19 protein-coding genes and 1 pseudogene are annotated in these 22,182 nt (G+C 42.8%); 7 read left to right on the forward strand and 13 right to left on the reverse strand.

All coding sequences use genetic code 11. The annotated features are described in order from the left end of the window. Window positions 1–143 precede the first annotated feature (143 nt). Complete coding sequence (locus tag IQ274_RS02820; RefSeq protein WP_114082542.1) at window positions 144–629, reverse strand: CRR6 family NdhI maturation factor; 486 nt, start codon at window positions 627–629, stop codon at window positions 144–146. A gap of 466 nt (window positions 630–1,095) precedes the next feature. Between IQ274_RS02820 and IQ274_RS02825 the strand changes: the two genes are divergently transcribed. Further along, complete coding sequence (locus IQ274_RS02825; RefSeq protein WP_114082541.1) at window positions 1,096–1,542, forward strand: Fur family transcriptional regulator; 447 nt, start codon at window positions 1,096–1,098, stop codon at window positions 1,540–1,542. 147 nt (window positions 1,543–1,689) lie between these two features. Here IQ274_RS02825 and IQ274_RS02830 read toward each other — a convergent pair whose 3' ends face one another. Continuing rightward, complete coding sequence (locus IQ274_RS02830) at window positions 1,690–4,698, reverse strand: pentapeptide repeat-containing protein (RefSeq protein WP_193867309.1); 3,009 nt, start codon at window positions 4,696–4,698, stop codon at window positions 1,690–1,692. A 145-nt stretch (window positions 4,699–4,843) separates the two neighbouring features. Between IQ274_RS02830 and IQ274_RS02835 the strand changes: the two genes are divergently transcribed. Both IQ274_RS02835 and IQ274_RS02840 read left to right on the forward strand, forming a co-directional pair. After that, window positions 4,844–6,610, forward strand: coding sequence for a DUF3685 domain-containing protein (locus tag IQ274_RS02835; RefSeq protein ID WP_193867310.1), 1,767 nt, complete (start codon window positions 4,844–4,846; stop codon window positions 6,608–6,610). Between the two features lie 126 nt (window positions 6,611–6,736). Beyond that, on the forward strand, window positions 6,737–7,456 hold the full coding sequence (locus IQ274_RS02840) for a diacylglycerol/polyprenol kinase family protein (protein WP_193867311.1): 720 nt from the start codon (window positions 6,737–6,739) through the stop codon (window positions 7,454–7,456). 5 nt (window positions 7,457–7,461) lie between these two features. Here IQ274_RS02840 and IQ274_RS02845 read toward each other — a convergent pair whose 3' ends face one another. From IQ274_RS02845 to IQ274_RS02860, 4 genes are all read right to left on the reverse strand, one after another. After that, a complete protein-coding gene (locus IQ274_RS02845; protein WP_193867312.1) occupies window positions 7,462–7,728 on the reverse strand; it encodes a hypothetical protein in 267 nt (88 codons plus the stop codon). Window positions 7,729–7,756: 28 nt separating this feature from the next. Then, complete coding sequence (locus IQ274_RS02850; RefSeq protein ID WP_163939541.1) at window positions 7,757–9,211, reverse strand: dihydrolipoyl dehydrogenase family protein; 1,455 nt, start codon at window positions 9,209–9,211, stop codon at window positions 7,757–7,759. Window positions 9,212–9,412: 201 nt separating this feature from the next. After that, complete coding sequence (gene cobD / locus IQ274_RS02855) at window positions 9,413–10,483, reverse strand: threonine-phosphate decarboxylase CobD (protein WP_193867313.1); 1,071 nt, start codon at window positions 10,481–10,483, stop codon at window positions 9,413–9,415. Between the two features lie 26 nt (window positions 10,484–10,509). Next, window positions 10,510–10,794: an HU family DNA-binding protein gene (locus tag IQ274_RS02860; protein ID WP_010998076.1), complete on the reverse strand. Its 285-nt coding sequence runs from the start codon at window positions 10,792–10,794 to the stop codon at window positions 10,510–10,512. A gap of 805 nt (window positions 10,795–11,599) precedes the next feature. Between IQ274_RS02860 and IQ274_RS02865 the strand changes: the two are divergent. Further along, window positions 11,600–12,219, forward strand: a pseudogene (locus IQ274_RS02865) (Uma2 family endonuclease). Window positions 12,220–12,467: 248 nt separating this feature from the next. Here the strand turns inward: IQ274_RS02865 and IQ274_RS02870 are convergent. The 4 genes from IQ274_RS02870 to pilM form a co-directional block, all read right to left on the reverse strand. Beyond that, window positions 12,468–14,561 (reverse strand): AMIN domain-containing protein, encoded by a 2,094-nt coding sequence (locus IQ274_RS02870; protein ID WP_163937168.1) that lies wholly within the window; start codon window positions 14,559–14,561, stop codon window positions 12,468–12,470. Between the two features lie 133 nt (window positions 14,562–14,694). After that, window positions 14,695–15,462 carry a pilus assembly protein PilO gene (locus tag IQ274_RS02875; protein ID WP_163937171.1) on the reverse strand — a complete coding sequence of 256 codons (768 nt, stop codon included), beginning with the start codon at window positions 15,460–15,462 and terminating at the stop codon, window positions 14,695–14,697. Continuing rightward, window positions 15,459–16,235 (reverse strand): PilN domain-containing protein, encoded by a 777-nt coding sequence (locus IQ274_RS02880; RefSeq protein ID WP_193867314.1) that lies wholly within the window; start codon window positions 16,233–16,235, stop codon window positions 15,459–15,461. Before IQ274_RS02880 ends, IQ274_RS02875 begins: the two co-directional genes overlap by 4 nt. A 100-nt stretch (window positions 16,236–16,335) precedes the next feature. Then, window positions 16,336–17,442, reverse strand: coding sequence for a type IV pilus assembly protein PilM (gene pilM / locus IQ274_RS02885; RefSeq protein ID WP_114085264.1), 1,107 nt, complete (start codon window positions 17,440–17,442; stop codon window positions 16,336–16,338). A 153-nt stretch (window positions 17,443–17,595) separates the two neighbouring features. Here pilM and IQ274_RS02890 point away from each other — a divergent pair, with 153 nt between their 5' ends. After that, the gene (locus IQ274_RS02890; protein ID WP_163937177.1) at window positions 17,596–18,894 is read left to right on the forward strand and encodes an ABC transporter substrate-binding protein; all 1,299 of its coding nucleotides are present in this window, start codon (window positions 17,596–17,598) and stop codon (window positions 18,892–18,894) included. A gap of 43 nt (window positions 18,895–18,937) precedes the next feature. Here the strand turns inward: IQ274_RS02890 and IQ274_RS02895 are convergent, their stop codons facing one another. The 3 genes from IQ274_RS02895 to IQ274_RS02905 all read right to left on the reverse strand — a co-directional run bounded on the left by IQ274_RS02895 (window position 18,938) and on the right by IQ274_RS02905 (window position 21,411). After that, complete coding sequence (locus IQ274_RS02895) at window positions 18,938–20,326, reverse strand: bifunctional folylpolyglutamate synthase/dihydrofolate synthase (RefSeq protein WP_163937180.1); 1,389 nt, start codon at window positions 20,324–20,326, stop codon at window positions 18,938–18,940. Window positions 20,327–20,535: 209 nt separating this feature from the next. Continuing rightward, complete coding sequence (locus IQ274_RS02900; RefSeq protein WP_012411301.1) at window positions 20,536–20,661, reverse strand: photosystem II protein Y; 126 nt, start codon at window positions 20,659–20,661, stop codon at window positions 20,536–20,538. Window positions 20,662–20,883: 222 nt separating this feature from the next. Further along, complete coding sequence (locus IQ274_RS02905; RefSeq protein ID WP_163939444.1) at window positions 20,884–21,411, reverse strand: gamma carbonic anhydrase family protein; 528 nt, start codon at window positions 21,409–21,411, stop codon at window positions 20,884–20,886. 15 nt (window positions 21,412–21,426) lie between these two features. Between IQ274_RS02905 and IQ274_RS02910 the strand changes: the two genes are divergently transcribed. Both IQ274_RS02910 and IQ274_RS02915 read left to right on the forward strand, forming a co-directional pair. Continuing rightward, on the forward strand, window positions 21,427–21,615 hold the full coding sequence (locus IQ274_RS02910; RefSeq protein ID WP_228058008.1) for a hypothetical protein: 189 nt from the start codon (window positions 21,427–21,429) through the stop codon (window positions 21,613–21,615). A gap of 36 nt (window positions 21,616–21,651) precedes the next feature. After that, window positions 21,652–22,164, forward strand: coding sequence for a TIGR02652 family protein (locus IQ274_RS02915; RefSeq protein ID WP_163939442.1), 513 nt, complete (start codon window positions 21,652–21,654; stop codon window positions 22,162–22,164). Window positions 22,165–22,182: the final 18 nt, after the last annotated feature.

Genomic DNA, 22,182 nt, shown 5'->3' on the forward strand with positions numbered 1-22,182 from the left:
TAGATTTTGCGGTTATTTCAGTATTGAAGAAGAATACAGAAGTCAGAATCAAGACGTTCTCTATGAGATGCTACGCTATCCACCAGTCGCTTAACCCTGTTCTGAATTCTGGCTCCTGACTCCTGAATTTTTATTAAAATATCTCAAAATATCTCAAAAAAAGCATCATCTAATTCATAACCCAGCATTTGAGCCATAGACTTTAACCGCGAGAGGCTGGGTATATCCTGCTGTTTGAGCCAATCACCTAAAACAAAGATTTTGTGCATCAAAAATATTTCTAAGGCTTCGGGATTGTACTGAATGCCATCTTGGGAACTGAACTGGTGTGGTACTAGCATGGCGGCATAACGAGCAAATTCTCCAGCTTTCCAATCTAGTAAAAATGCTAACCAGGGGTATTTGGCATCTAGGCGCACAAACCACAGCCGTATTTCTGGAATTTCTGAGAGTTCCCGTGGATCGCCAGGTTCGAGATCGTAATTGATATCAAAGCGTAGCTGCTGTTCATGGGATGCGGCCCCATCTTGCAGCATTTGTTCAATCACCGTTGAGGCAGGCGACAGATCCAGATTGTTAATGAAGTCATTATTGAGTGCGATCGCAATTGTCTTTGACTCAGCAGCCACTTTCTTTTTGCTCAACTTTAGGATCGACAATCTACAGTAGCAGCTTTCAGGGATTGACGCTAGATTCACCCTTACTAGCACAAAGTCTTTTTTACTAAGCAATTAGTATTTAGTGATACTAATTCTCTCTAAATTTGCATTTTATACTTACTCTTTATCAGATTTACATAGTATGCCATGAGCATCACACTACTTAGGAAAGGCAATGCCTACCCCAAAGTGGACATTTATAGCAATTTTAAGTTAAAGTTGTAATGAGTTTGTTTTAGATTAAGGTCTGACAAAGTAGCCATCAACAAGCAAGAAATAGGTCATTTCATTATTTATCCTCACCTGTTACTTCCGCAGCATCACAAGCCAAAACATAAGTACAGGTAGAACAATGGTGTGCAATATTATTGCATATATTAAATAACCAATAAAAATTGAAGTGGGAAAATTCCCCCAACAGTTAAGAAGCTGTAATATGCAAAAACAAACAATTTCAACAAAACCAATTCGTTCTCTAGAAGATGCGCTAGATAGGTGTCAAATCCTGGGTATGCGCGTCAGTCGTCAGCGTCGCTTTATTCTGGAATTACTTTGGCAAGCAAATGAACATCTTTCTGCTAGAGAGATTTATGATCGCTTGAATCAAGAAGGTAAAGAGATCGGCCATACCTCTGTTTATCAAAATTTAGAAGCATTATCTAGTCAAGGCATTATTGAATGTATTGAGCGCTGTGATGGGCGTTTATATGGCAATATAAGTGACTCTCACAGTCATATTAACTGTGTGGATACAAATCAAATTCTTGATGTTCATGTGGAACTACCAGAAGATTTGCTCCGCAAAATTGAAGAAGAAACAGGAGTGCGAATTACTGACTACAGTATTAACTTTGTTGGCTACCGTAACCCTGAAGAAGGGTAGGGAGCAGGGGAGGCAGGGGAGCAGGGGAGCAGGGGAGCAGAGGAGGCAGGGCGAGAATTCGTAACTCCTAACTCTTCACTCAGCACTCAGCATGGGCTAAACGCCCCGCTACTGCTAACAGCACTCAGAACTGTTTTACCTAAAGCCCTATTCCTCAATAGAGTTATTGCCAAAAACTGTTTCATCATCGACATCATCATCATAGAAACCTACGGGTAAAATTGTACCTTCGGAGCTTTCAATTAGTCCGCTCGCAGGGGGTTTATTCCAATTTTTATCTGTGTTTGGCTTAACTTGGATAGTGTTTAAGAAGGGTTGCTGCGATGAACGCAAATTTTTCAGTCTTTGAAACGACTCTTTAGAGAAAAAGGCACCATTATCAGCAGCTAATTTTTTGCCAGCCTCAGTAAGGATGGCATCAAAGAAACAGGCTTTGGTGAGATCGGCTGAATTAAGATTTGCTCCCGTAAGGTTAGCTTGTTGAAGATTTGCGCCTGTCAGGTTTGCCTGTTCGAGATTTACGTCTGTAAGGTTAGCTTGTTGAAGGTTTGCGCCTGTCAGATTAGCCTGTTGCAAATTGGCTCCAGCCAAATTAGTCCCAATTAACTCCGCATTGGATAAGTTTGTCTGCTCAAGATTTATCCCAGTTAACATTACTTGCAACAAAGAGGCTCCCGATAAATTGAGTCCAGCCAGAGACTTGATTCGGGTTGCAAAGGCACTTTTGTGGAGAACGCTTGTTCTAGCAATTAGCGCACTTAAAGCTTCTGGATTGAATTCTGTTAAATTGAGCGGATTCCCACAAGGCCAAAAAGGGATTTTGGTTTCTCGATAGCAAGCACAAAGCAATAAAAATACATTCAATCCCACCGCAGCATTGACTTGCTCAACATTCACCGGGTTTTGTAGTGCGTGGAAATGAGTCCAAGCTTTGTGGGCGATCCCTTCGTCTAACCAATAGCCTTGACAGTAAGCACGCCAGAAAGACAAAAGACGTTGAAACAAAACTTCAAAAGAAAACTTGTGCTTTTGTTCGCGGCGTAAAATTGCGATCGCTAATTCTTCAATTTCCTGGCTCATTATCCCATAACCGAGTAAATTGTAAATATGCTGGGCAACGCTATTGGGAGAATCAACTACAAAAGTGAGGGAACCATAAGCCTCATTTTGGCACTGAGTTAATAACTTCAACTCAGCAGTTACAGCCTTAGCACAAAGAAATTCTCCTAACTTAATATGCGAAAACTCAATTAAACTAGTTTTTTCTGAGCTTTCTAAGTCCCGAATTTTAAAATAAAATCCTGGTAGAGTGTTAAATTCACCAGCCAAATTAATTTGATGACGTTGCGAGTGTAAAATTTTCAGAGCGATCGCTTGCATTTGATCGAGTAAATCTTGGGGATGACGATTAGCAAGTAAATTAGCGATCGCTTCTGGAGTCCGGTGGATATGAGCCGATCCTGAGCGCAGCAGCATCGTTTTAATCCCACCAGTTAGCGGATAGCCCAACAACCATCGACTTAGGCGATGATAAATTTCCCATACTACAGAAGACTTTGGGGTATTAACAGCTAGTTGTAATACTTCATCATTTAGCAGTCCTTCGCGGTGTAAAATCCCCAATAAATGCAACATTAGGGGTTGACGAACAAGGGTAGATAATTCTGAAAACCTTGATTGGCTGGCAAATAAACCTGACTGTTTTAAGAATGTAAAGAAATTTTGAGCGATCGCCAACGATTGTACTTTTGCCCACTGCTGAAACCATTGCTTGAATTCGTCCACATCCAACGGTTGAATGATAATTCGCTTCAATGGTAGGGGGATTTCTGGGGCGATTTCCTGTAATGTTGTTGAGCGGCTCGTTAATACAATTTTGTGTCTATGTTGAGATTGGAAGTTCAGTAGTTGCTGAACAAAAATTGCTTTTGCCCTTACACCATAAGCAGAAGGAGGCAGCTCATCCAAACCATCCAGCAGCAACAGACAAGGAATATTTTCTTGCTCTAACCAGGTTGAAAGATTAACATCAAAAGCAGAATTTAGAGTTTCGATTAAAGTCTTGCCATAAGTTACATCTTTTAACCTAATTACTATAGGCATCCAAATAGGGTAAACTTCTTGCGCTATCTCTGCTGCCCAAAGTTGGCAAAAACTGGTTTTTCCAAAACCAGGTTCCGACTCAATGACAGCGATCGTTTCTAGATCGGCTAACTGTTGCTGCGCCCATGTTTTTAAATCAACTGACTTAACAGCTTTTTTATCCACATCAGAAATACTTTCCTCTATTGGTAAGCCTTTTTGTGGCACATAGATATCCTTGAGGGTAAAGGATTCTATAAGTAAAGGCATACTGAGGTTTTTAATCAAACTTGCACGGTAATGTTCTCGGTGCAAGTCAATTTTCTCACCAACTGTAGAACCAGCTTCTGGAGCGATAAAACTGGGGGCTAATGAAATTCCCAAACGGAAAAACTTTTGCAGTTGGGCTAAAGGAGCAGCATTTTCAGTAACCACTACGAGTATGTCACCAGGAAGTGAGTGAACTAAACGCTGTGTTAAGAGTTTAGCTTCATATTCTTCTGCACCATTGGCAACAAACCAAGCGATGACAGCATGATTTATTTGTTGCACCAGTAAAGAATCTGCAATCAGAGACAGTGCTTGTTCCGCTTGTGTATCAGTTAATTTACCTGGGCTGAGAGTTTTCAACAATCCTTGCAGTTGCGAATCTTGGAGGATGAGTTTACCAAAGTCTTGTTTAAGTACTTGCGCTTGGATTGGTATACTTGCCCGATCTAACCACGGTCTTTTTAGGCTTGCTTCCTGCTCTAGAATTGCTTGCAAAGCCTGGAGATAGGCAATTTGGAACGCTAGCCATGTGCCCTCGTTACGTTTTAACGGTTTTTTCTGGCTGAGGCTACGCAACAGGTTTTGTGTTAACTGCGAAATCAGACTGATTTCTTCCCAAACAATCCCTAAAGGCAGTTCTAAAACCTCTACCAAGGTACAGATATCAAAAGGCATGAGGCTTTTGACTTCCATATCCTGAACAATCCGGTAGGCAATACCTGCCAATTGCCCCGCCGAAAATCCTCTGATTTGATTGATTGCGATATAGCGTTCTGCTAACCAGTGCCGAATACTCAAGTTCATTTAATTACACAGTGACGGCTGCTTATGGCAATTATGATCCATTTATTCAGTTTGCGAAAACAGGTAACAATAGGTGGAGACAAAGTTTTGTATCAAAGCTGTTTTCTGATTGGTAAAAAACAGTGCTTGTGTAATTGAGTAGACTATGAGCGATCGCCCTTTAAAATTATTGTTATTCGACCAAGACCCAATTTTTCGTTTGGGATTACGGGTAGCTTTGGAAGCAATTCCGAACCTGGAAGTAACAGGAGTAGTAGAAACTGATACCACTGCCTTGCAGATTTTAGCAGAAATTGCCCAAGAAGACCCTAAACAGGTGAATTTGGTCGTTTTAGAATTCGGTAATGGTCGCTCCATCACCAGCCAGCAGCTAGGTTTACAATTCTGTCGGCAACTCAAAGCCTTATATCCCAACCTGCCAATTCTGCTTCTTAGTTCTGTACAAGAACAAGGACTACTATTAGCGGCCAAATCTATTGGTGTAAATGGCTACTGCCCCAAGGGTACACCACTTCCTGAGTTAGTCGCTGCCATGCAAGAAGTTGCAGATGGTGGTGAATATTGGTTTCGAGATACGGAAGCGAACGCAACTCCTAACTCTTATACAGACGCGATTAATCGCGTCTCTCCCCACTCCCCACTCCCTTTTTATAGACAGCGAAATAATTTACGTTTGTCAGGAATTACTTACATTGACGTTACCCTAGCCGCAGTCACAGCACAATTACAAGTTCCTGGATTACCAATATTAGATCGGGCAGTTTTAGCTGGACAGAGGCGAGAACTGCTAGCAGCTCGTTGGTTGCTAAATCGGTTGTTAATTTCATCACAAGAAAGGCAAGAGGAAGATATTCCGATTGCTGATGAGCCACCTTTTACCCCTTCATTGAGTAGTGCCATTCAGCCACGGCAAACTGTTTTGCCTTTACTTAGTCTGGGAACAGTACAATTTAACTTGTTTGCATCTTGCGTTACTAAACTTCAATTCCCTTTACGAAATGTCACAGATTTACCTTTAGAAATTGACATCTTTCGTGAAGAAAAAAAGCGGGAATTGCTTTATCTTATCCTGCAAAAATTGACTGAGCAGTTGGATGAACTGCGTGCTTCTCAACTCGACATGAATCAATTATATGAAGTAAAAAATATCTTATTGCGCGATTTATGGGAAGTAGCAATTACAGATTTTTTTGGAAAATTTTCTCAAATCAAAATAGGAAATCAGAATATAGGAATTGTTAATTTTTTGCTGCAAAATATAGAAGTTGTGCAAAGAGATATTCTCAACAAGATTCCGCTAGTTATTGAGTTGTATTCTTATTTAATTTTTCAAACAGAATTGAGAATTGATAATACGTCATATCCTGTATTAGGCAATGAAGCCAAGTCCCAAGCATTGATGATTTTAGAGAACTTGTTGATTCAGGTAGCGAATGGAGTAGTACAACCACTGTTAAATTCTTTAGCAGATGTGGAAATTATGAAGGAAAATTTATATGGCAGACAATTTATTTCCACCAGAGAGATTGAACGTTTTAGAAATGATTTATCGTGGAAGTATCGTCTAATTAATTATATAGAGGAGCCAAAAGCAGTTTTTGAAAGTCGCTACGATCTATTTGTCATTGCTCCTCGTGGTATTGCCAAAACTTCAGTTTATGCTCCTCGGAATCAGGAATTAGCAAAACTTTCTAATATTCCTTTAATAGTGACTTTACTTTTAGAATTTAGTGATGCGATCACACCGCGTTTAAAATCACTATTATCTTTTTTAGGTAGTGGTATAGTATTTATCCTTACCCAAATAATTGGTCGTGGTTTAGGTTTAATCGGTCGTGGTATTCTTCAAGGTATTGGTAGCGTTTCGTTACTAGAAAAGAATCTGAGACGAAATAGCGATCGCACCAAGTGAGGGAACAGGGGGCACGGGGAGCAGGGGAAGCAGAGGGAGCAAGGGAAGAAGAACTATTGATTCTTCTGCCATGCCCAATGATCCATTCCCCATGACAAATGACAAATGACCAATGACAAATGACCAATGACAAATGACTTTATCGGGCTAGCAATTTCTTATATTTACGCAATTAGTCTACTTGTTATTGGCGAGGGACTGCGTAGGCTGTTTGGTGTAAAGCCGGATTTGACCCGCAAAATAATCCATATTGGTGCCGGGATGTGGGTTTTCGGTGTCCTGCGATTGTTTAATCACTGGGAAATCGGAATTATACCTTTTGCCACTTTTATAGGACTTAACTACCTGTTCTACCGCTACCGATTCATCGGGGCAATGGATACTCAGGATAGCTCACCTGGTACAGTTTATTTCGCTCTCTCAGTGACATTGCTTTTCGGGCTACTGTGGCGACCAGACGGGCCAGTAGATAGCGTTGCGATCGCTGTTGCTGGGATAATGACGATGACCTGGGGTGATGCACTAGCAGCATTAATAGGTAGACGCTTCGGGCAGCATAAATACCAAGTAGGAAATTCAGTGCGTTCCTGGGAAGGTTCGGCAGCAATGTTTGTGGTGAGTACAGTAGTAATTTTCTTGGTGTTGTTGCTGCTACCTGGTTCATTGCTGAGTCCTCTAGGAACACCTTTAACTTTAGGGTTGGCATTGTTGACGGCGGTGGTAGCTGCTACTTTCGCCACCCTAGTAGAGGCAGTCTCACCCCACGGCACAGATAACCTCAGTGTGCCTTTAGTCACGGCTGGCGTAGTGTGGGTAATAAAACAAAATCTTCACCTGTTCTCTTAGAATTTTCAAAATTCCGTGTTCAAAGGTGCAACTTCCATGTTCAAAGGTGCAACTTCCGAGTTCAAAGGTGCAACTTCCGAGTTCAGAGGCTCAACTTCCGAGTTCAAAGGCTCAACTTCCGAGTTCAGAGGTGCAACTTCCGAGTTCAAAGGTGCAACTTCCGAGTTCAGAGGTGCAACTTCCGAGTTCAGAGGCTCAACTTCCGTGTTCAAAGGCTCAACTTCCGAGTTCAGAGGTGCAACTTCCGAGTTCAGAGCTAGTAATGAATACAAAACTCACCTTGACAGCGCCACTTTGCACTCATAAATTCCAATTGCGGCGGAAATGGAAGAAACCTTCTAAAAACTCTTGCCAAGCAATATCGCTATTTAACTTCTGCCTACTCCATTCTCTTGCAGCTTGTTCCAAAATTTCTGAGAAACTGGGATAGACAGGAGATAGATTTGCTAAATCTTTGACTTTAATTTTTTGGGACATTGCTAAGGCAATCAAATTAATCAATTCTCCAGCTTCTGCCCCTAATATCGAAGCTCCCAAAATTTCGCCATTACGTAGCACAATTAATTTACACATACCAGTGGTTTCGTCCCGAAGTTGGGCTGCTGCCACTGTTTTAAAATATTGACGCAAAACTAAAACTTCATCTCGACTAAATAGACGTTTTGCCTGTGCCTCTGTCAAACCCACTTGCGCCACCATCGGCACAGAAAACATTGCCCAAGGAATGGAGCGATAATTTACTCGTAATCTAGGGAAAAAGAGTGCATTGTTTAGGGCAATTTTTGCTTCATAATTAGCGATATTGGCAAAGTCGTAACCACCAATTACATCACCACAAGCGTAAATGCGGTGGTTAGTGGTTTGTAGTTTATCATTCACTACTAAACTACGCCGATGCCATTTCACGCCTACCGTTGCCAAATTTAGGGATTCAATATTCGGCTGTTGTCCAGTCGCCACTAAAATTTCATCAGTTTCAATGGCTTTATCTCCTGCTTGAATCCACTTTTTATCCTCAATTAGCCTCACCTGAGTTACTAGTTTATCGGTGAGGACGCGCACACCTTCGACTTCCAACTGTGCCTGAAGCAATATGGCTATTTCAGGGTCAATATGGGAGAGAACATAAGGATGCTTGACTACTAGCGTCACACTGCAACCAAATCGGGCTAAAGTTTGAGCGATTTCAATGCTTTGGGGAGTTCCACCGATAATTACCCAATTTTTGGGTAATGTTCCTCCCTGTAAAGATTGCCAAATATTAGAAAGGGTTAGATAGCCAGTGCCTTGCAATCCCTCAATCTCTGGAATTTCTGGACGCGAACCACTGGCTAGCAAATAAGTACGGGCGTGTAGTAGGCGATTGTTAACGGCAAAAGCCAGTTGGGGCGAAGATTGAAATTGACCACTGCCAACAATGACATCTACCCCTAGCGCGGCTAGGACGGCAGGAGAATGCTGTTCTTTGAGATTTGCGGCGACGCATTGAGCATACAGCATTGCTTCTTGCCATGCCATAGATATGTGGCATTCTTCTGAAATATCAGTGTTTGTGGTATGAACACCAAAACTAGCGGCATCATTCAACTTCTGCGCCAGTTTACCGATTTCGGTAAGAGCATGGTGATGAGTAAACCCATATTCTACTTTAGGTTCCACCAAGGCAACCGTAGCACGTAGTTGGGTTGCAGCAAGAGCAGCGTAGTATCCAGCAAGACTGCCGCCAATAATTACAACATCGTAGTCAATTGTCATTTGTCATTGGGCATGGGGAATGGGGAATGGGGAATGGGGAATGGGGAATGGGGAATGGGGAATGGGGAATTGGTCATTGGTCATTGGTCATTGGGCATAGCAGAAGAATCAATAGTTCTTCTTCCCTCTGCTTCCCCTGCTTCCCCTGCCTCCCCTGCTCCCCCTGCTCCCCCTGCCCCCTGCCCCCTGCTCCCCAACTTCCTACTCCCCACTCAACACTGAGTTTAGCGCTGTTAATAAGCGTTGGTTATCGAACTCTTCACGTACAGCAACCCGGAAAAAGCGATCGCCTAATTCTTTAAAACTAAGGCAATCACGGATTAAAATCTGGTGATACTTGAGTAATTGGTGCTGTAACTGCGAAGTCGACTCTTGAGACTCAACCAGTAAAAAGTTAGCAGCACTTGCTTGGGGTTGCAATCCCGGTATTTCAGCCAAACCTTGAAAGAGTTGGTTTCGTGCAGGTGGTAGCCATGCCCAGGTTTGCTGCTGAAACTCTGTATCTTGGAGGGCTGCAATTGCCGCCGCCGCCGCTAGAGTGTTTACGGGCCAGGGGTCACGCCATAGCTGCCATTTAGCTAGGCAGTCGGGGTGTGCGATCGCATATCCTAATCGCAATCCTGGGAGACTGTAAAATTTGGTTAGCGATCGCAATACTACTAAATTTGCATATTCCTGCACCACCGGAATTAGGCTTTGTTCCTCATTAGGCGGCACAAAATCCATAAATGCTTCATCCACCACAACCAAAGCAAATTGCTCCAGGTAGGGCAAAATAGAGTCCCGTGAAAATATCTTACCGGTTGGGTTGTGGGGATTATTCAACAATAGTCCTTTGTCATTTGTCCTTTGTCCTTTGTCAAGGAATAATGACCAATGACCAGTGACTAATGACAAGGGAGACTCCAGCACATTAGCGTTATACGCTGCCAAGGTTCGGTAATAGTCACCAAAGGCTGGAGTGATTAAAGTTGTCGCGGCTAATTGAGCCAATTCCCTACCTATTAAAGTGAGTAATTCTGCGGAGCCGTTACCCGGCAGAATCCACTCAGGAGGAAGTTGATGGAAGTGACTGAGAGCTAGTCTCAGTTCACTATAGTTTGGATCTGGATAGTGCTTAAGATTACCAAGTTGGGACAGTATAGCAGCGATCGCGCTGTTTGGAGGCCCCAACGGGCTGATGCTAGCAGAGAAATCCAGAATAGCATCAGGGGGACAGCCAGCCAGTGCTGCTGCCCAGGCTAAATTTCCCCCGTGTGCAGGTTGCCGCATTAAAAAAGGGTTCCCGAAGACAGAACCTATGCTTTTGGGGGTGCTACCTTTTCTCTAAACAGTTTTCCTGCGGAGAAAGCAGGAACTCTCGTTGCGGGAATTTCCATTTTCTCATTTGTTTTCGGGTTGCGACCTTCGCGGGCTTTACGTTCGCGTGATTCAAATGAGCCAAATCCCACCAATGTCACCTTATCACCAGAGGAAACCGCTTCAATAATCGTTTCCAAAGCGGCAGTTAAGACTGCATCCGCTTGTTTCTTGGTAACACTAGCCTTTTCAGCTACGGCATCAACTAATTCACCTTTGTTCATATCAAACTCCTGAAGGTTTACTTGAGATTCTTTACGGATGCACCCTGGTACATCTGTATTAAAATCTTTGTTAGCGGGAATACAAAAATCATCCTTTGGGAGTATTTTTACTCAAAACGGCTGTACATCCCATCGGCTCGACTTTTCAATGAATCATTCTAAAGCGTTGTAGCCTGATGTGGATAGATGAAACCATTAATTTATATAGATTTCAGGATTTTTTGTCATTTTAGGGTACTTGTTTCACTAAAAACCACCCCAAAAGTAGGAAAAAATACCTAGTAAATACCGCAATCGCCAAGAAAACAAAGGAGTAGGGAGGTAGAAGATCGTCAGGATTGTTGGGATTAATTACCGATGTTGAAGAGTTATTGCTGAGATTAACCAATTTTTATGGAAATCGAAGGCTCAGGTTCCTGATTTCTCTAAAAAGTCGGGGATTTTGCTCACTTTTCATGTCATCTAGAAAATCCAACACGAAATTTAACCATCTAGCAAGCTTCTTTAGTAGGGAAGGTGGGAAAAATTAAAGCCTCTCCCCTACAAAGCTATCCATAAGTCACATCTTTCTTAATATTTGTTAGCGATCGCTGCGATAACTTCTTCTGGTATCTCCGTTACGCCTAGCTTGCTTCGACCGATGAGTACGACAAACCAGGCACTTAACAAAACCTTTAGGGACTTCCAGTAAAAAACATCTCTACCGTCTCCATGTACCTTGGAATTTGGGATTCTTTATTTTTTGCAGAATTGAGCCAAGGTAAGGAAGCGGTATGATCAAAACGACTACTAGGGGCGATAAATTATGACTCAAGCCATATCCAAACTAGTAACTTTTGAAGATTTTGCAGCATGGCGGCCCGAAGGTGGAAGATATGAATTACATGACGGCGTGATTGTTGAAATGGCACAACCATCGGGAGACCATGAAGATGTCGTTAGTTTTGTAGCAAGAAAACTAACAGTAGAATTTGACCGATTAAATTTACCTTATACAATCCCCAAAACTGTGCTTGTTAAACCAACTAAGTCGGAATCTGCCTATTCCCCAGATGTGCTATTACTCAATCGCCCTAATTTGATCAATGAGCCGCTATGGAAAAAAGAATCAACTGTAAGTCTTGCAGCATCAATTCCCTTGGTAGTTGAGATAGTTCGTACAAACTGGGATGATGAGTACTACACAAACAGGGTAAGTATGAGGGTATTGGAATTCCTGAATACTGGGTTGTAGATTATCTCGGTCTAGGCGCTAAAAAGTTCACTGGCAACCCCAAACAACCTACTATATCTATTTATCAATTAATCGATGGTGAATACCAAGTTACTCAATTTAGAGGCAGCAATCGCATCGTCTCGCCTACTTTACCAGAATTTAATTTAACAGCCGAACAGATTTTTCAAGCTGGAGGTCTACCAACATAGCCACAACCCTATTTGCTGTTTTACACTACTAAAAAATGTCAGTTTTTTTAATTATTGTTTCTTCTGTTTAAGCGAATTCAATACTTTATCTAGTGTCTGTCTAGTTAGCCCAATCAAAAGACCTCTCCCTGGTTTTACTACGAAAAACCGTCCCTCTCCGAGTCGGAGAGGGACAGAGTTGAACTTTAGTTCAAGGCAGGGAGAGGTGCGAAGATTTGAGCCAGAGGTGACTTACATACTGATGATCTTTATTGCCTACCAGGAAGCTTCAACCCACGACGTTCAAGGATTTGCCGCACTTCTGGGCTGGGCGCATAGTTATAGCCGTAGGCAGAATTCTCTGTGTCATCCATAATCTGAGGTGTCAGCAACACAATCACTTCTTTGCGCTGATTATCTTTATTTGTTCTTCTAAATAATGCTCCAATCAGTGGAAGATCTCCCAAAATAGGGATCTTGGTAACAGTTGTTCGGTCTTCATCTTGAATGATGCCGCTAAGAATAAGTGTTTGACCATCTCGCAGACGAACCACACCAGAATTTAGAGAGCGTTCTGATACTAGAAATATTGTTTGGCTGCTGTCTCCTACAGCAATTTGTTCTGAAGACTGCGGTGCTTTGATAACAGGTGCCACAGAGAGAGAAACAAAACCATTGTCATCAATCCGCTCAATTTTGACACCCAAAGTTAATCCCACCTCCGCTTTCTCGGTAGTAATTGTTTGTGTAGCAATATCATTACCACGAGTTATTTCGTTCTTAATATTTCCTATTACCTCTTGGGTCAGCTTGACATTAGCTGTTTGACCTTCTTGGACAATTAAGGTTGGGTCAGTCAAAATCTTGGCATTGCGATTTTGCACCTGAGCCGTCAAATTAGCAATAAAACGTCTGGGGAAAGAGCTTAAACCATTAAAGTTTAAACTTGCTGAACCGTTACTATTGGAAAAATAAGTGTTGTCAACACCAAAGGAAAAGCTGGTATTAAAGTCATCGATTTTATTGAGGTTAACATCAATAATCTTGACGTTAACTGCAACTTGACGACGACGAATATCAAGCTGAGTTAGTTGAGCCATTGCAATTGCAATGAGTCTAGGAGGGCCTATTAAGGTAACGGAGTTGGTGCGCTCATCTCCTAATGCCTGTAAACCTCTAAGTAATGGACTAGAGTCTTTGTAATCAACACGTAGAGGTTGAACTTGGGTTTCCGTCGTCGTCTGAGTTTGAGTGATAGGCGCAACTCCAGCCCCCACAGGTACGGCATTAACACTGGTAACTTGTCGTTCGCGGCTGACAGCACTTTCTGCCCCCAAGCCGACCAAAAAGTTCAGAGCGACTCCCACTGTCACCTGATTGAGTCGCAGGTTACGCATAACCATGTCACGGGTTGAATTAGGTAGTTTAGGCCCCACGAAAACTGTGCGATTACTGCGATTAGCTTCTAAACCACTCAAGCGCAAGACGTAGTTAAACACATCTTGCACTGGCTCATTTTCTATATCTAGAGAGATGGTTTGAGAGCTTGGTTGTGCAGCAGCACCTTGTTGACCTCCACCACCTTGCTCACCTCCGATATAAGCCAGGTTCAAATTAGCAGCACGGGCAAGTAATGATAAAACCTCACGTACTGGCGCATCTCGTAGTACTAGGCGGGGTACACGTTCCTGAGTTCCTAAGTCAATGGTGCTAGGAGAAGCATCAGTGGCGGAAACAGCAATATCTCCTACCGGTGGAGCAACGGCTCTGGGTAAAAAAGGTGGAGCCTGGCTTAGAGGTTGGCCAGGCCCTGCGGCTTGTGCAGGTTGTCCGTCAATAGTGACTTCCGGGTTGGGAACGAGAACATCTGGTTTTTGACCAGATTGGGCTGGAGTTATAGCTGGCGGTGCTGTAGGTGTTGGCGCTGTTGGCGTTGGCGCTGATGCTATGGTGCCTGCCGATGGACTAAAGCTGAGTGTAATTCCATTTTGCGATCGCACCACGGGTTGACTGCTAGGTACGTTGCTGCTGCCAGTTACCGTTACCCGAATGCTGTTGGCATCAAGCTGGCTAACCTCGACAGATGCAATTCCTGGTGCTGGGCTATCTTGACGAAAACTATTACCTTGTGGTAATCGTAATTGAGTATTGATAATATCTGCAACTAAAGCCTTACCTCTTTTTGTCGTGAAAACTTGGGGGCGCGAGCCTGAAGAAGTTTTCAAAGCAACACTAATTCCACCATTAACTGGATTTAACTGGACATTAGTAACTTGACTAATTTGTGCCCAAACTGGTTGAGCTGCCAAAAATACAAAAGCGCCAGTACCTAATATAAAACTATTACCGTGAAGCTGTTTCACAGTTCATTCCTCACCTAATAAAACCTTGTTTACAAACATTGAGCAGTTCGTTAAAAGTAAGAAGTTATGAGTGAATAGTTAGGAATGATAACTCCTAACTCACAATTCACAATTCATAACTACTAATTAAAAACTACTTTTTCGGAGCAGCTTTAGCTGCTGCTGCGGCTATTTCTTCAGGACTAAGTGGCATCAAGACCTGTAACTGGAATGATGTGTTAATCGCTGCTGGCCCAACCTGTACTGATGTTTTGTCTAATGGGGATCTTGACTCTACTGGAGCCAAATTTGCTTGATAATCTTTAACTATTAACAAAGGCTGTAATCGCTCAATGTTACGAATTATCGATTGTGTTTGCTCATAAGTTCCTGTAACTTCGGCATTGATAGTGCTGCGTTGCAGCTTGCCGTCAACCAGTAGTCCTAAAGAACCATCAGTAATTGGTTCTGGCTTTTGGGAAACTGGTACGAATCTCTTCAGTTTGGCTCTGACTGCATTAATAGAAGTTGGAGTATTGCCAGACTCAATCAAACGGTTCAAATCTAACAGCAATGTATCTAAGGTTTTTTCGTTAGCAAATAAACCTAAAACCTGAACTTTTTGCTGTTTTGCCTGCGCTAGCTCTTCTTTAATTTTGCCAATCTGTTTGATACTGGCTTTTTTTTGCTCAATTTGCGCTTGCAGTTCAGAACTTTTGGCTTGCTGCTGCTGATAGCTTTCCCAAGCTGGCATTAGCAGGTTTAACAAGATATAACCTGCTCCCGCTAAACCAATTACCCCTACCAAGATGCCAATGATTTTTGGTGTAAAGGCAATACCAAATATCACGGGGTGGGCTGGCGTTTCCGAATTGAATTCGCCACCATGTTCGGCAAAATTTAAATCATCACTCAGCGTCATTTTGGAATGACTCCTGTTTGTTGCATACTACGAATTCGAGTTACTAACCCCACCGTGCCTTTTTTTTCCAACTCCCGGATTAATTCCGAAGCTGGAATATCGCTCATGCTCGATTGAATAGTGTATTTAACTACTTGGGGCGGCTTAATTATTACACCACTAGAAGGTTGTGCTGCACCTGGTGGTAAGGGAGCATCTACTAATGCTGCCGTCACAATTCTGCTTTCTGTGGACTTCAAGAACCGAGACTGTTGTAAACTCAATAAAAAATCATTGACATCGTTAAAAGAACGAGCCAAGCCGGTAATTTCTAATCCACCGGCCGGATTGTTTGGGGGCTGCCCTGCTACTACTGCAATAGGTGGGGTTTGCTTGATGGTTTCGATTTGGACTGCTGTTGGGATGCGATCGCGCAAATCTTGCAGCATTGCTGACCAAGGTCGAATCTGGTCAAATACAGTGACTAAAGCTTGAGTTTCCGCTTTAACTGCACTCGTCTCGGCTTTGATTTTGTTCAGATTTCCTATTTCAGTATCTAATCTCTTGCTTTCCTGTTCGAATTGTGCTATCTGAGCATCTAATTCAACAATCTTCCCTTGCAACAACCACCAACTAACTCCCAATAAAGCTGGAAGACCTATACCTACTGCAACCCCCACATACACTGGTGTCATATTACCTGTAGGGAAGCTTAGGGATATTCCTCCCTTTCTGTCAGGCTTTTGCTGGTATGCTGGGCGATCTTTAAGAAAATTAACATCCAAACTGTACATTTTCTCACACCAATTAGAAACAAATATTTATGGTTTGAGAATTCTCAAACAGCGTAACTATCAAAACAGACAATCCAAAATCCAAAATCTAAAATCGGTATTACACCTCCCGCATACCTAAACCAAGTACAATCGCCAAGCCAGAGCGTTGTACCTGTGGATATTTATCAGTGTCAACTTCTAACGACAAAGACCCAATTGGATCTATTTGGGTAGTTGGCAAGCTCAATCGTTGGGTAAAGAATTCATCTAGCTGTTGGAGTCCACCTCCTGGCCCAGCTAATAAAATCTGCGCTACCTCCAAATTTTCACTTTGATTAAGGTAAAAATCGATTGAACGGCGCAGTTCATCCGTCAGTTCTCCCAATACTCTTAATATGGCTGCCATACCAGGATCGATTTCGGTAACACCGGTTTTCCCACCATCTAGGGGAGTTGGGGGAATAATCATTCCGTGTAACAGTTCCATATCTCGTGATGTGGGTAAGCTCATTGCCCTTGCTAACGCAGTTTGCATTTGATAAGTGCCTATGGGCACTGTGCGCGAAAATTGCGGTACTCCGTTAACAATGATGGCGATTTCTGTACTGTCGAACTCTATATCAACTAGGACTGCTGCTTCTTGCGGCCCAAATTGTCGCAGTTGCTCACGAATAGTCCGAATCAGGGCAAAACTGTTAATTTCTAAAACATCAATTTGTAGTCCTGCCTGTTCGAATGTACTTATATAGGTATCCGTTATTTCCTTGCGAGTGGCTACTAGAAGTACATGTACTTTTTCAATGCCATCTTCATCTACAAAGTAGTCAAGTTTCTGATAATCTACATCAGCTTCTTCACGAGGATAGGGTAAATACAAACCTGCTTCATGGTTTAGCACCATTTCTCGCAGTTCTTTGTCATCTAACTCCGTTGGTACAGGTATAATCCGAACGATGGAATCTCGCCCTGGTACACCAGTGGCAACACGAGTAGTTTTAATTTTGCTTTCAGCTAGCGCCTGCTGGATTAATTGCGCCATTGCTGCGGGATCGGTGATTTGACCATCGGTAACTACGCCTTCTGGAACTGCTACCGATGTAAAGGTTTCTAGTTTCAAGCCTTGACGCTGTTTGCGTAGCTGAACTACATTTACCCGTTCGGGAGCAAGTTCAATGCCGACCCCTTTATTCGATTTGCCAAACAGACGATTGAATTTTTGTACCACAGTTGTGCCCGATGGACTGCTAAATTGAAAATTTAAATTTGTTGTGGATAGAAACGTAATATATTACGTCTCTACACGTAATTTATTTAGCCTATAATCTCGACAATTCTGTCTAAGCTTTTCACACTGATCAAGCGTAAAAATACTGGGAAAATGATTCAATTGCGAAAATTTAAACAACTTCTTGCTTTGGCACTGCTTGGCTTATTAACCAGTTGGATTGTAAGTTGCAGCACAGGTAATGTTAGTACAAATACAAAACAAGCTAATTCAGGAGGGGCAACTATTGAGTTTTGGACAATGCAACTCCAACCTCAATTTACCGACTACTTCAAAAACCTAATTGCAAATTTTGAATCACAAAATCCAGGTATAAAGATTAACTGGGTTGATGTGCCTTGGGCAGCTATGGAGAACAAAATTTTAACAGCTGTCTCAGCAAAAACGCCACCTGATGTAGTTAACCTCAATCCGGGTTTCGCTTCCCAACTGGCGGGTCGAAATGCCTGGTTAGATTTAGATGCGAAAGTCTCAAACGATATACGTTCCTCCTATCTACCGAATATCTGGAAAGCCAGTACGCTTAATGGCAAGAGTTTTGGGTTTCCCTGGTATCTCACCACAAGGTTAACCATTTATAACACTGATTTATTAAAACAGGCAGGTATCAATAAGGTACCCGCAACCTACGCGGAATTAGCACAAGCAGCACAACAAATTAAAGATAAGACTGGCAAATATGCCTTTTTTGTAACTTTCGTGCCGCAAGATTCCGGTGAAGTGCTGGAATCTTTCGTGCAAATGGGAGTCACCCTAGTAGATGCTGAGGGGAAAGCAGCGTTTAATTCAGCACAAGGTAAGGCAGCGTTTCAATACTGGGTAGACTTGTATAAAAAAGGGCTTCTGCCTAAAGAGGCTTTAACGCAAGGACATCGCCATGCGATCGATTTATATCAATCTGGAGAAACTGTGTTTCTAGCTTCTGGGCCAGAGTTTCTGAAAACGATCGCTAATAATGCCCCGAAAATCGCCCAAGCTTCAGCAATAGCACCTCAACTCACTGGTGACACAGGTAAGAAAAATGTCGCGGTGATGAACATAGTTATTCCCCGTGATAGCAAACAACCAGATGGCGCTGTGAAGTTTGCTTTATTTGTCACCAATGACGAAAATCAGTTAGCTTTTGCGAAAGCTGCAAATGTTCTACCTTCTACAATCAAAGCATTATCTGATAGTTACTTTAAAGATGTTCCAGCTAATGCTTCTACAGTAGAAAAAGCGCGAGTTATCACTGCTAAACAACTGCAACAAGCAGAAATATTAACCCCTACTTTGAAGGATTTTAACAAACTGCAAAAGGCAATTTATGAGAATTTACAAGCAGCAATGTTAGATCAAAAAACTGTAGATAAAGCCGTAGAAGATGCGGCACAAGAGTGGAACAATAGATAAATTCGTAATTCGTAATTCGTAATTCGTAATTCGTAATTCGTAATTATGATTTACGAATTATATTGGTGGTTGTTAAAAAATCGCCTACTAGATAAAGGGAACCACATAAAACGATTAAATTGTCTGTGGTGGTGGTTGAGATTGCGGCTTCTAGTGCTGTGAATAAATCTGGATGGATTTGGCGATCGCTTAATTGGGTACAGAGGCTATAAGCTAGGTTTGATAAGGAGTCTAGATCGGCAGAAGTTCTACCTGGCCAGGATTCTACTGGTATTGGTACTAAAAAAAGGCGATCGCCGGGGCGCAGTAGGGCGGCAAAAATATCAGCATGATCCTTATCGGCAAACATTCCCATAACCCAAATGATGGGCTTGGGATTAACTGCGTCTAAGCTATCAACATACTGACGAAGAACTTGGGCAGCGGCAGTATTATGAGCCCCATCAAGTAATATTTTGTGGTTGTTCCAGGTAGTCCATTGCATCCTTCCTGGCCATTGAGTTTTTGCCATCCCCTTAATTATGGATTCTTCAGAAATATGCCAACCCTGTTGTTGGAGAATTTCTAAAGCTGCTATTGCCAAAGCTGAATTTGCTAATTGAATTTGTCCCGCTAATGGCAAAGGATATTTAATTAATTGAGAATTTTGAAGTGTTTGATATTCTGCCCATCCTGTAGCGATTTGACGGGCAGGTTGAGGCGTAAAAATTGGACATTTTAATTCTAAAGCACGCGATCGCACAACTTCTTCTGCATCCGGTGGCAATTGCCCAACCACGACGGGACATCCAGGTTTGAGAATACCTGCTTTTTCTCTAGCAATATCCGCGACGGTGGGGCCAAGTTGTTGCCAATGTTCCCGGCTGATGGAAGTGATGATAGTAACTATGGGTTCCAAACAGACATTGGTTGCATCTAAACGCCCTCCTAGTCCGACTTCTACCACAGCCACATCTACTTGCTGCTGGGCAAAATATAACCAAGCAGCCGCCGTGATTACTTCAAACTGAGTGGGGTTCCCATACTGTTGTGAAAAAGTTTTATCCCCCCTATCCTCCTCCAAGTGGGAAACATAGCCCCCCTTTTGAAGGGGGGTTGGGGGGATCTCCTCGTCACCAGCCTGAATAACTGCTTGGACTTTTTCTAATAATTGGCTCAGTTCTTCAGAAGAAATTGGCTGTTCATTCAAACAAATACGTTCCGTCCAATCGACTAAATGGGGGGAAGTGTAGCGTCCTGTGCGATAACCAGCCTCAGTAAGTACCGAGGAAAGATAGGCACAGACGGAACCTTTACCATTAGTGCCAGCAACATGAATTACCGGGACTTGGTGATGAGGATTGCCGAGATTTGCCAATAAGTTGACAATGCGATCGAGTCCCAGATGGACACCAAAGCGTTGAAGGGGTTGTATTACAGAATCAATATCCAAGGAAGGAGGACTGGGGGCAAGGGGGCAAGGGGGCAAGGGGGCAAGGGGGCAAGGGGGCAAGGGGGCAAGGGGGCAAGGGTAACTTTCCCCTCTGCTCCCTGCTCTCTTCCCCTCTGCCTCTTGTACCCAATGCACCATTAATCGTGATAAAACCGACTGTCTCCGTAAGTAGAAACAGACGGTTCAAAAGTGATGATATTAAGCCGAATTTAGGCTTCGCGATCCAAAAAGCCTTGAATTTGTCTTAAAGCCGCAGCGCCAATATTAAACACTGCCCAACTAGCAGCAATGACAACTGGTGCTAAAACGATCGCTATACGGTAATCGATATCCATATCTAGAACCCCTCTCTTAAGTAGAAATTAAAGTTTTGTCAACTGCCCTCATTTTTATTTTTAGCTGAAGTGGGTAACTTTTCCCAACATATATGTAAAGAATGTTTAAATTATTGAAAATTGAGTATGGGGCATTGGGTACAAGAGGCATAGGGGAAGAGAGCAGGGATCAGAGGGGAAAGAGGTAATTTTTATTCTCCCCCTTGCACTGCCCTCTTCCCTCTAAGGCTTGCTAAAGCCAATGTCTGTACCTTTACCAGCATGAACTAAAGCTAACTTTTGGTAACGTTTAGCGTGTTCAATTAGTTCTGCGGCTTCAGCCTCCGTTAATTGTCGTAACACTTTGCCTGGAACACCTACAACTAGTGACAAAGGCGGTATATTTTTAGTTACGACTGCGCCAGCACCAATAATGCTACCAGCACCCACTCGTACCCCGTCTAAAATAACCGCGCCAATGCCAATCAAACTTCCACGCTCAATGTAAGCGGAATGTACCACAGCGCGATGCCCTACGGTAACATGATCTTCTAAAATTGTCGGAAAACCAGGATCGCCATGTAGAATTGCACCATCTTGAATATTTGTGCATTCGCCAATTTCAATGCGTTCTACATCTGCTCTAACTACTGCTCCATACCAAATGCTCACCCCTGCTGCTATATTTACCGAACCCATAACAACAGCATTGGCTGCAATGAAGGCAGCTTGAGAAAAATCAGGAGATGTCCAGTAAGAAGCGGTAGACACGATAGAATATGAATAATGGTACCAAGGAACACTGGAGAAACTCCAACCTTTGAGGCTGGTTGCACGACCAGGATATCACAGCGTCAAGCCTCTACGCTGAGGAAAACACTAGTGAACAATGTTACTGCCGCAACTCTGTGTCTGTGCAGCAGTCAACAAGTAACCCAAAGTGGTAGAGCCGAAGTGTATAATCCAATCCACTAGTGCTGGTGAAGACAAAATTATGTTTGTACGCACTTCATGATGAATCCAGGCTTTCAGTACCCGATGTTTGGGCCGGAAATACAGTGTCCTCATTGTCGCCAGACTATTCCGGCGCTGACATTAACAGATACCTATTTGTGTCCGCGTCATGGCGCTTTTGAAGCTAATCCTCAAAATGGAGAGTTAATCCATTTGCAATCAGGCCGTCATTGGCGGAGGTGGAATAATGAATGGTATAGGCAGCATACTCATCCCGATGGTATTCGGTTTGAAATTCACGAAGCATTAGATAAGCTCTATACCCAAGGTTATCGAGCCACAAAAGTGATTATTGCTCACCGCTATCAGGAATTGATGAGTGGCTATTTAGAACGCAGTACACCTTGGCGTTCTGGACAACCAGAAGTTACCGCTGCTCGGCTATACGGCTTACCCGTAGAGTTTAGCCCCGATACCTCAGAAGATCCCTGTTGGGAAGTGATTAATTTTGACTTGGAAAAAGAGCCTGGTGTCCCTGTACGCTACCCTTATTTCAGGTTGTTTGAATAATGGTCATTAGTCATTAGT

It is taken from the genome of Nostoc sp. LEGE 12447 (genome assembly GCF_015206985.1).
In the GTDB taxonomy this organism is placed as follows: Bacteria; Cyanobacteriota; Cyanobacteriia; order Cyanobacteriales; family Nostocaceae; genus Nostoc.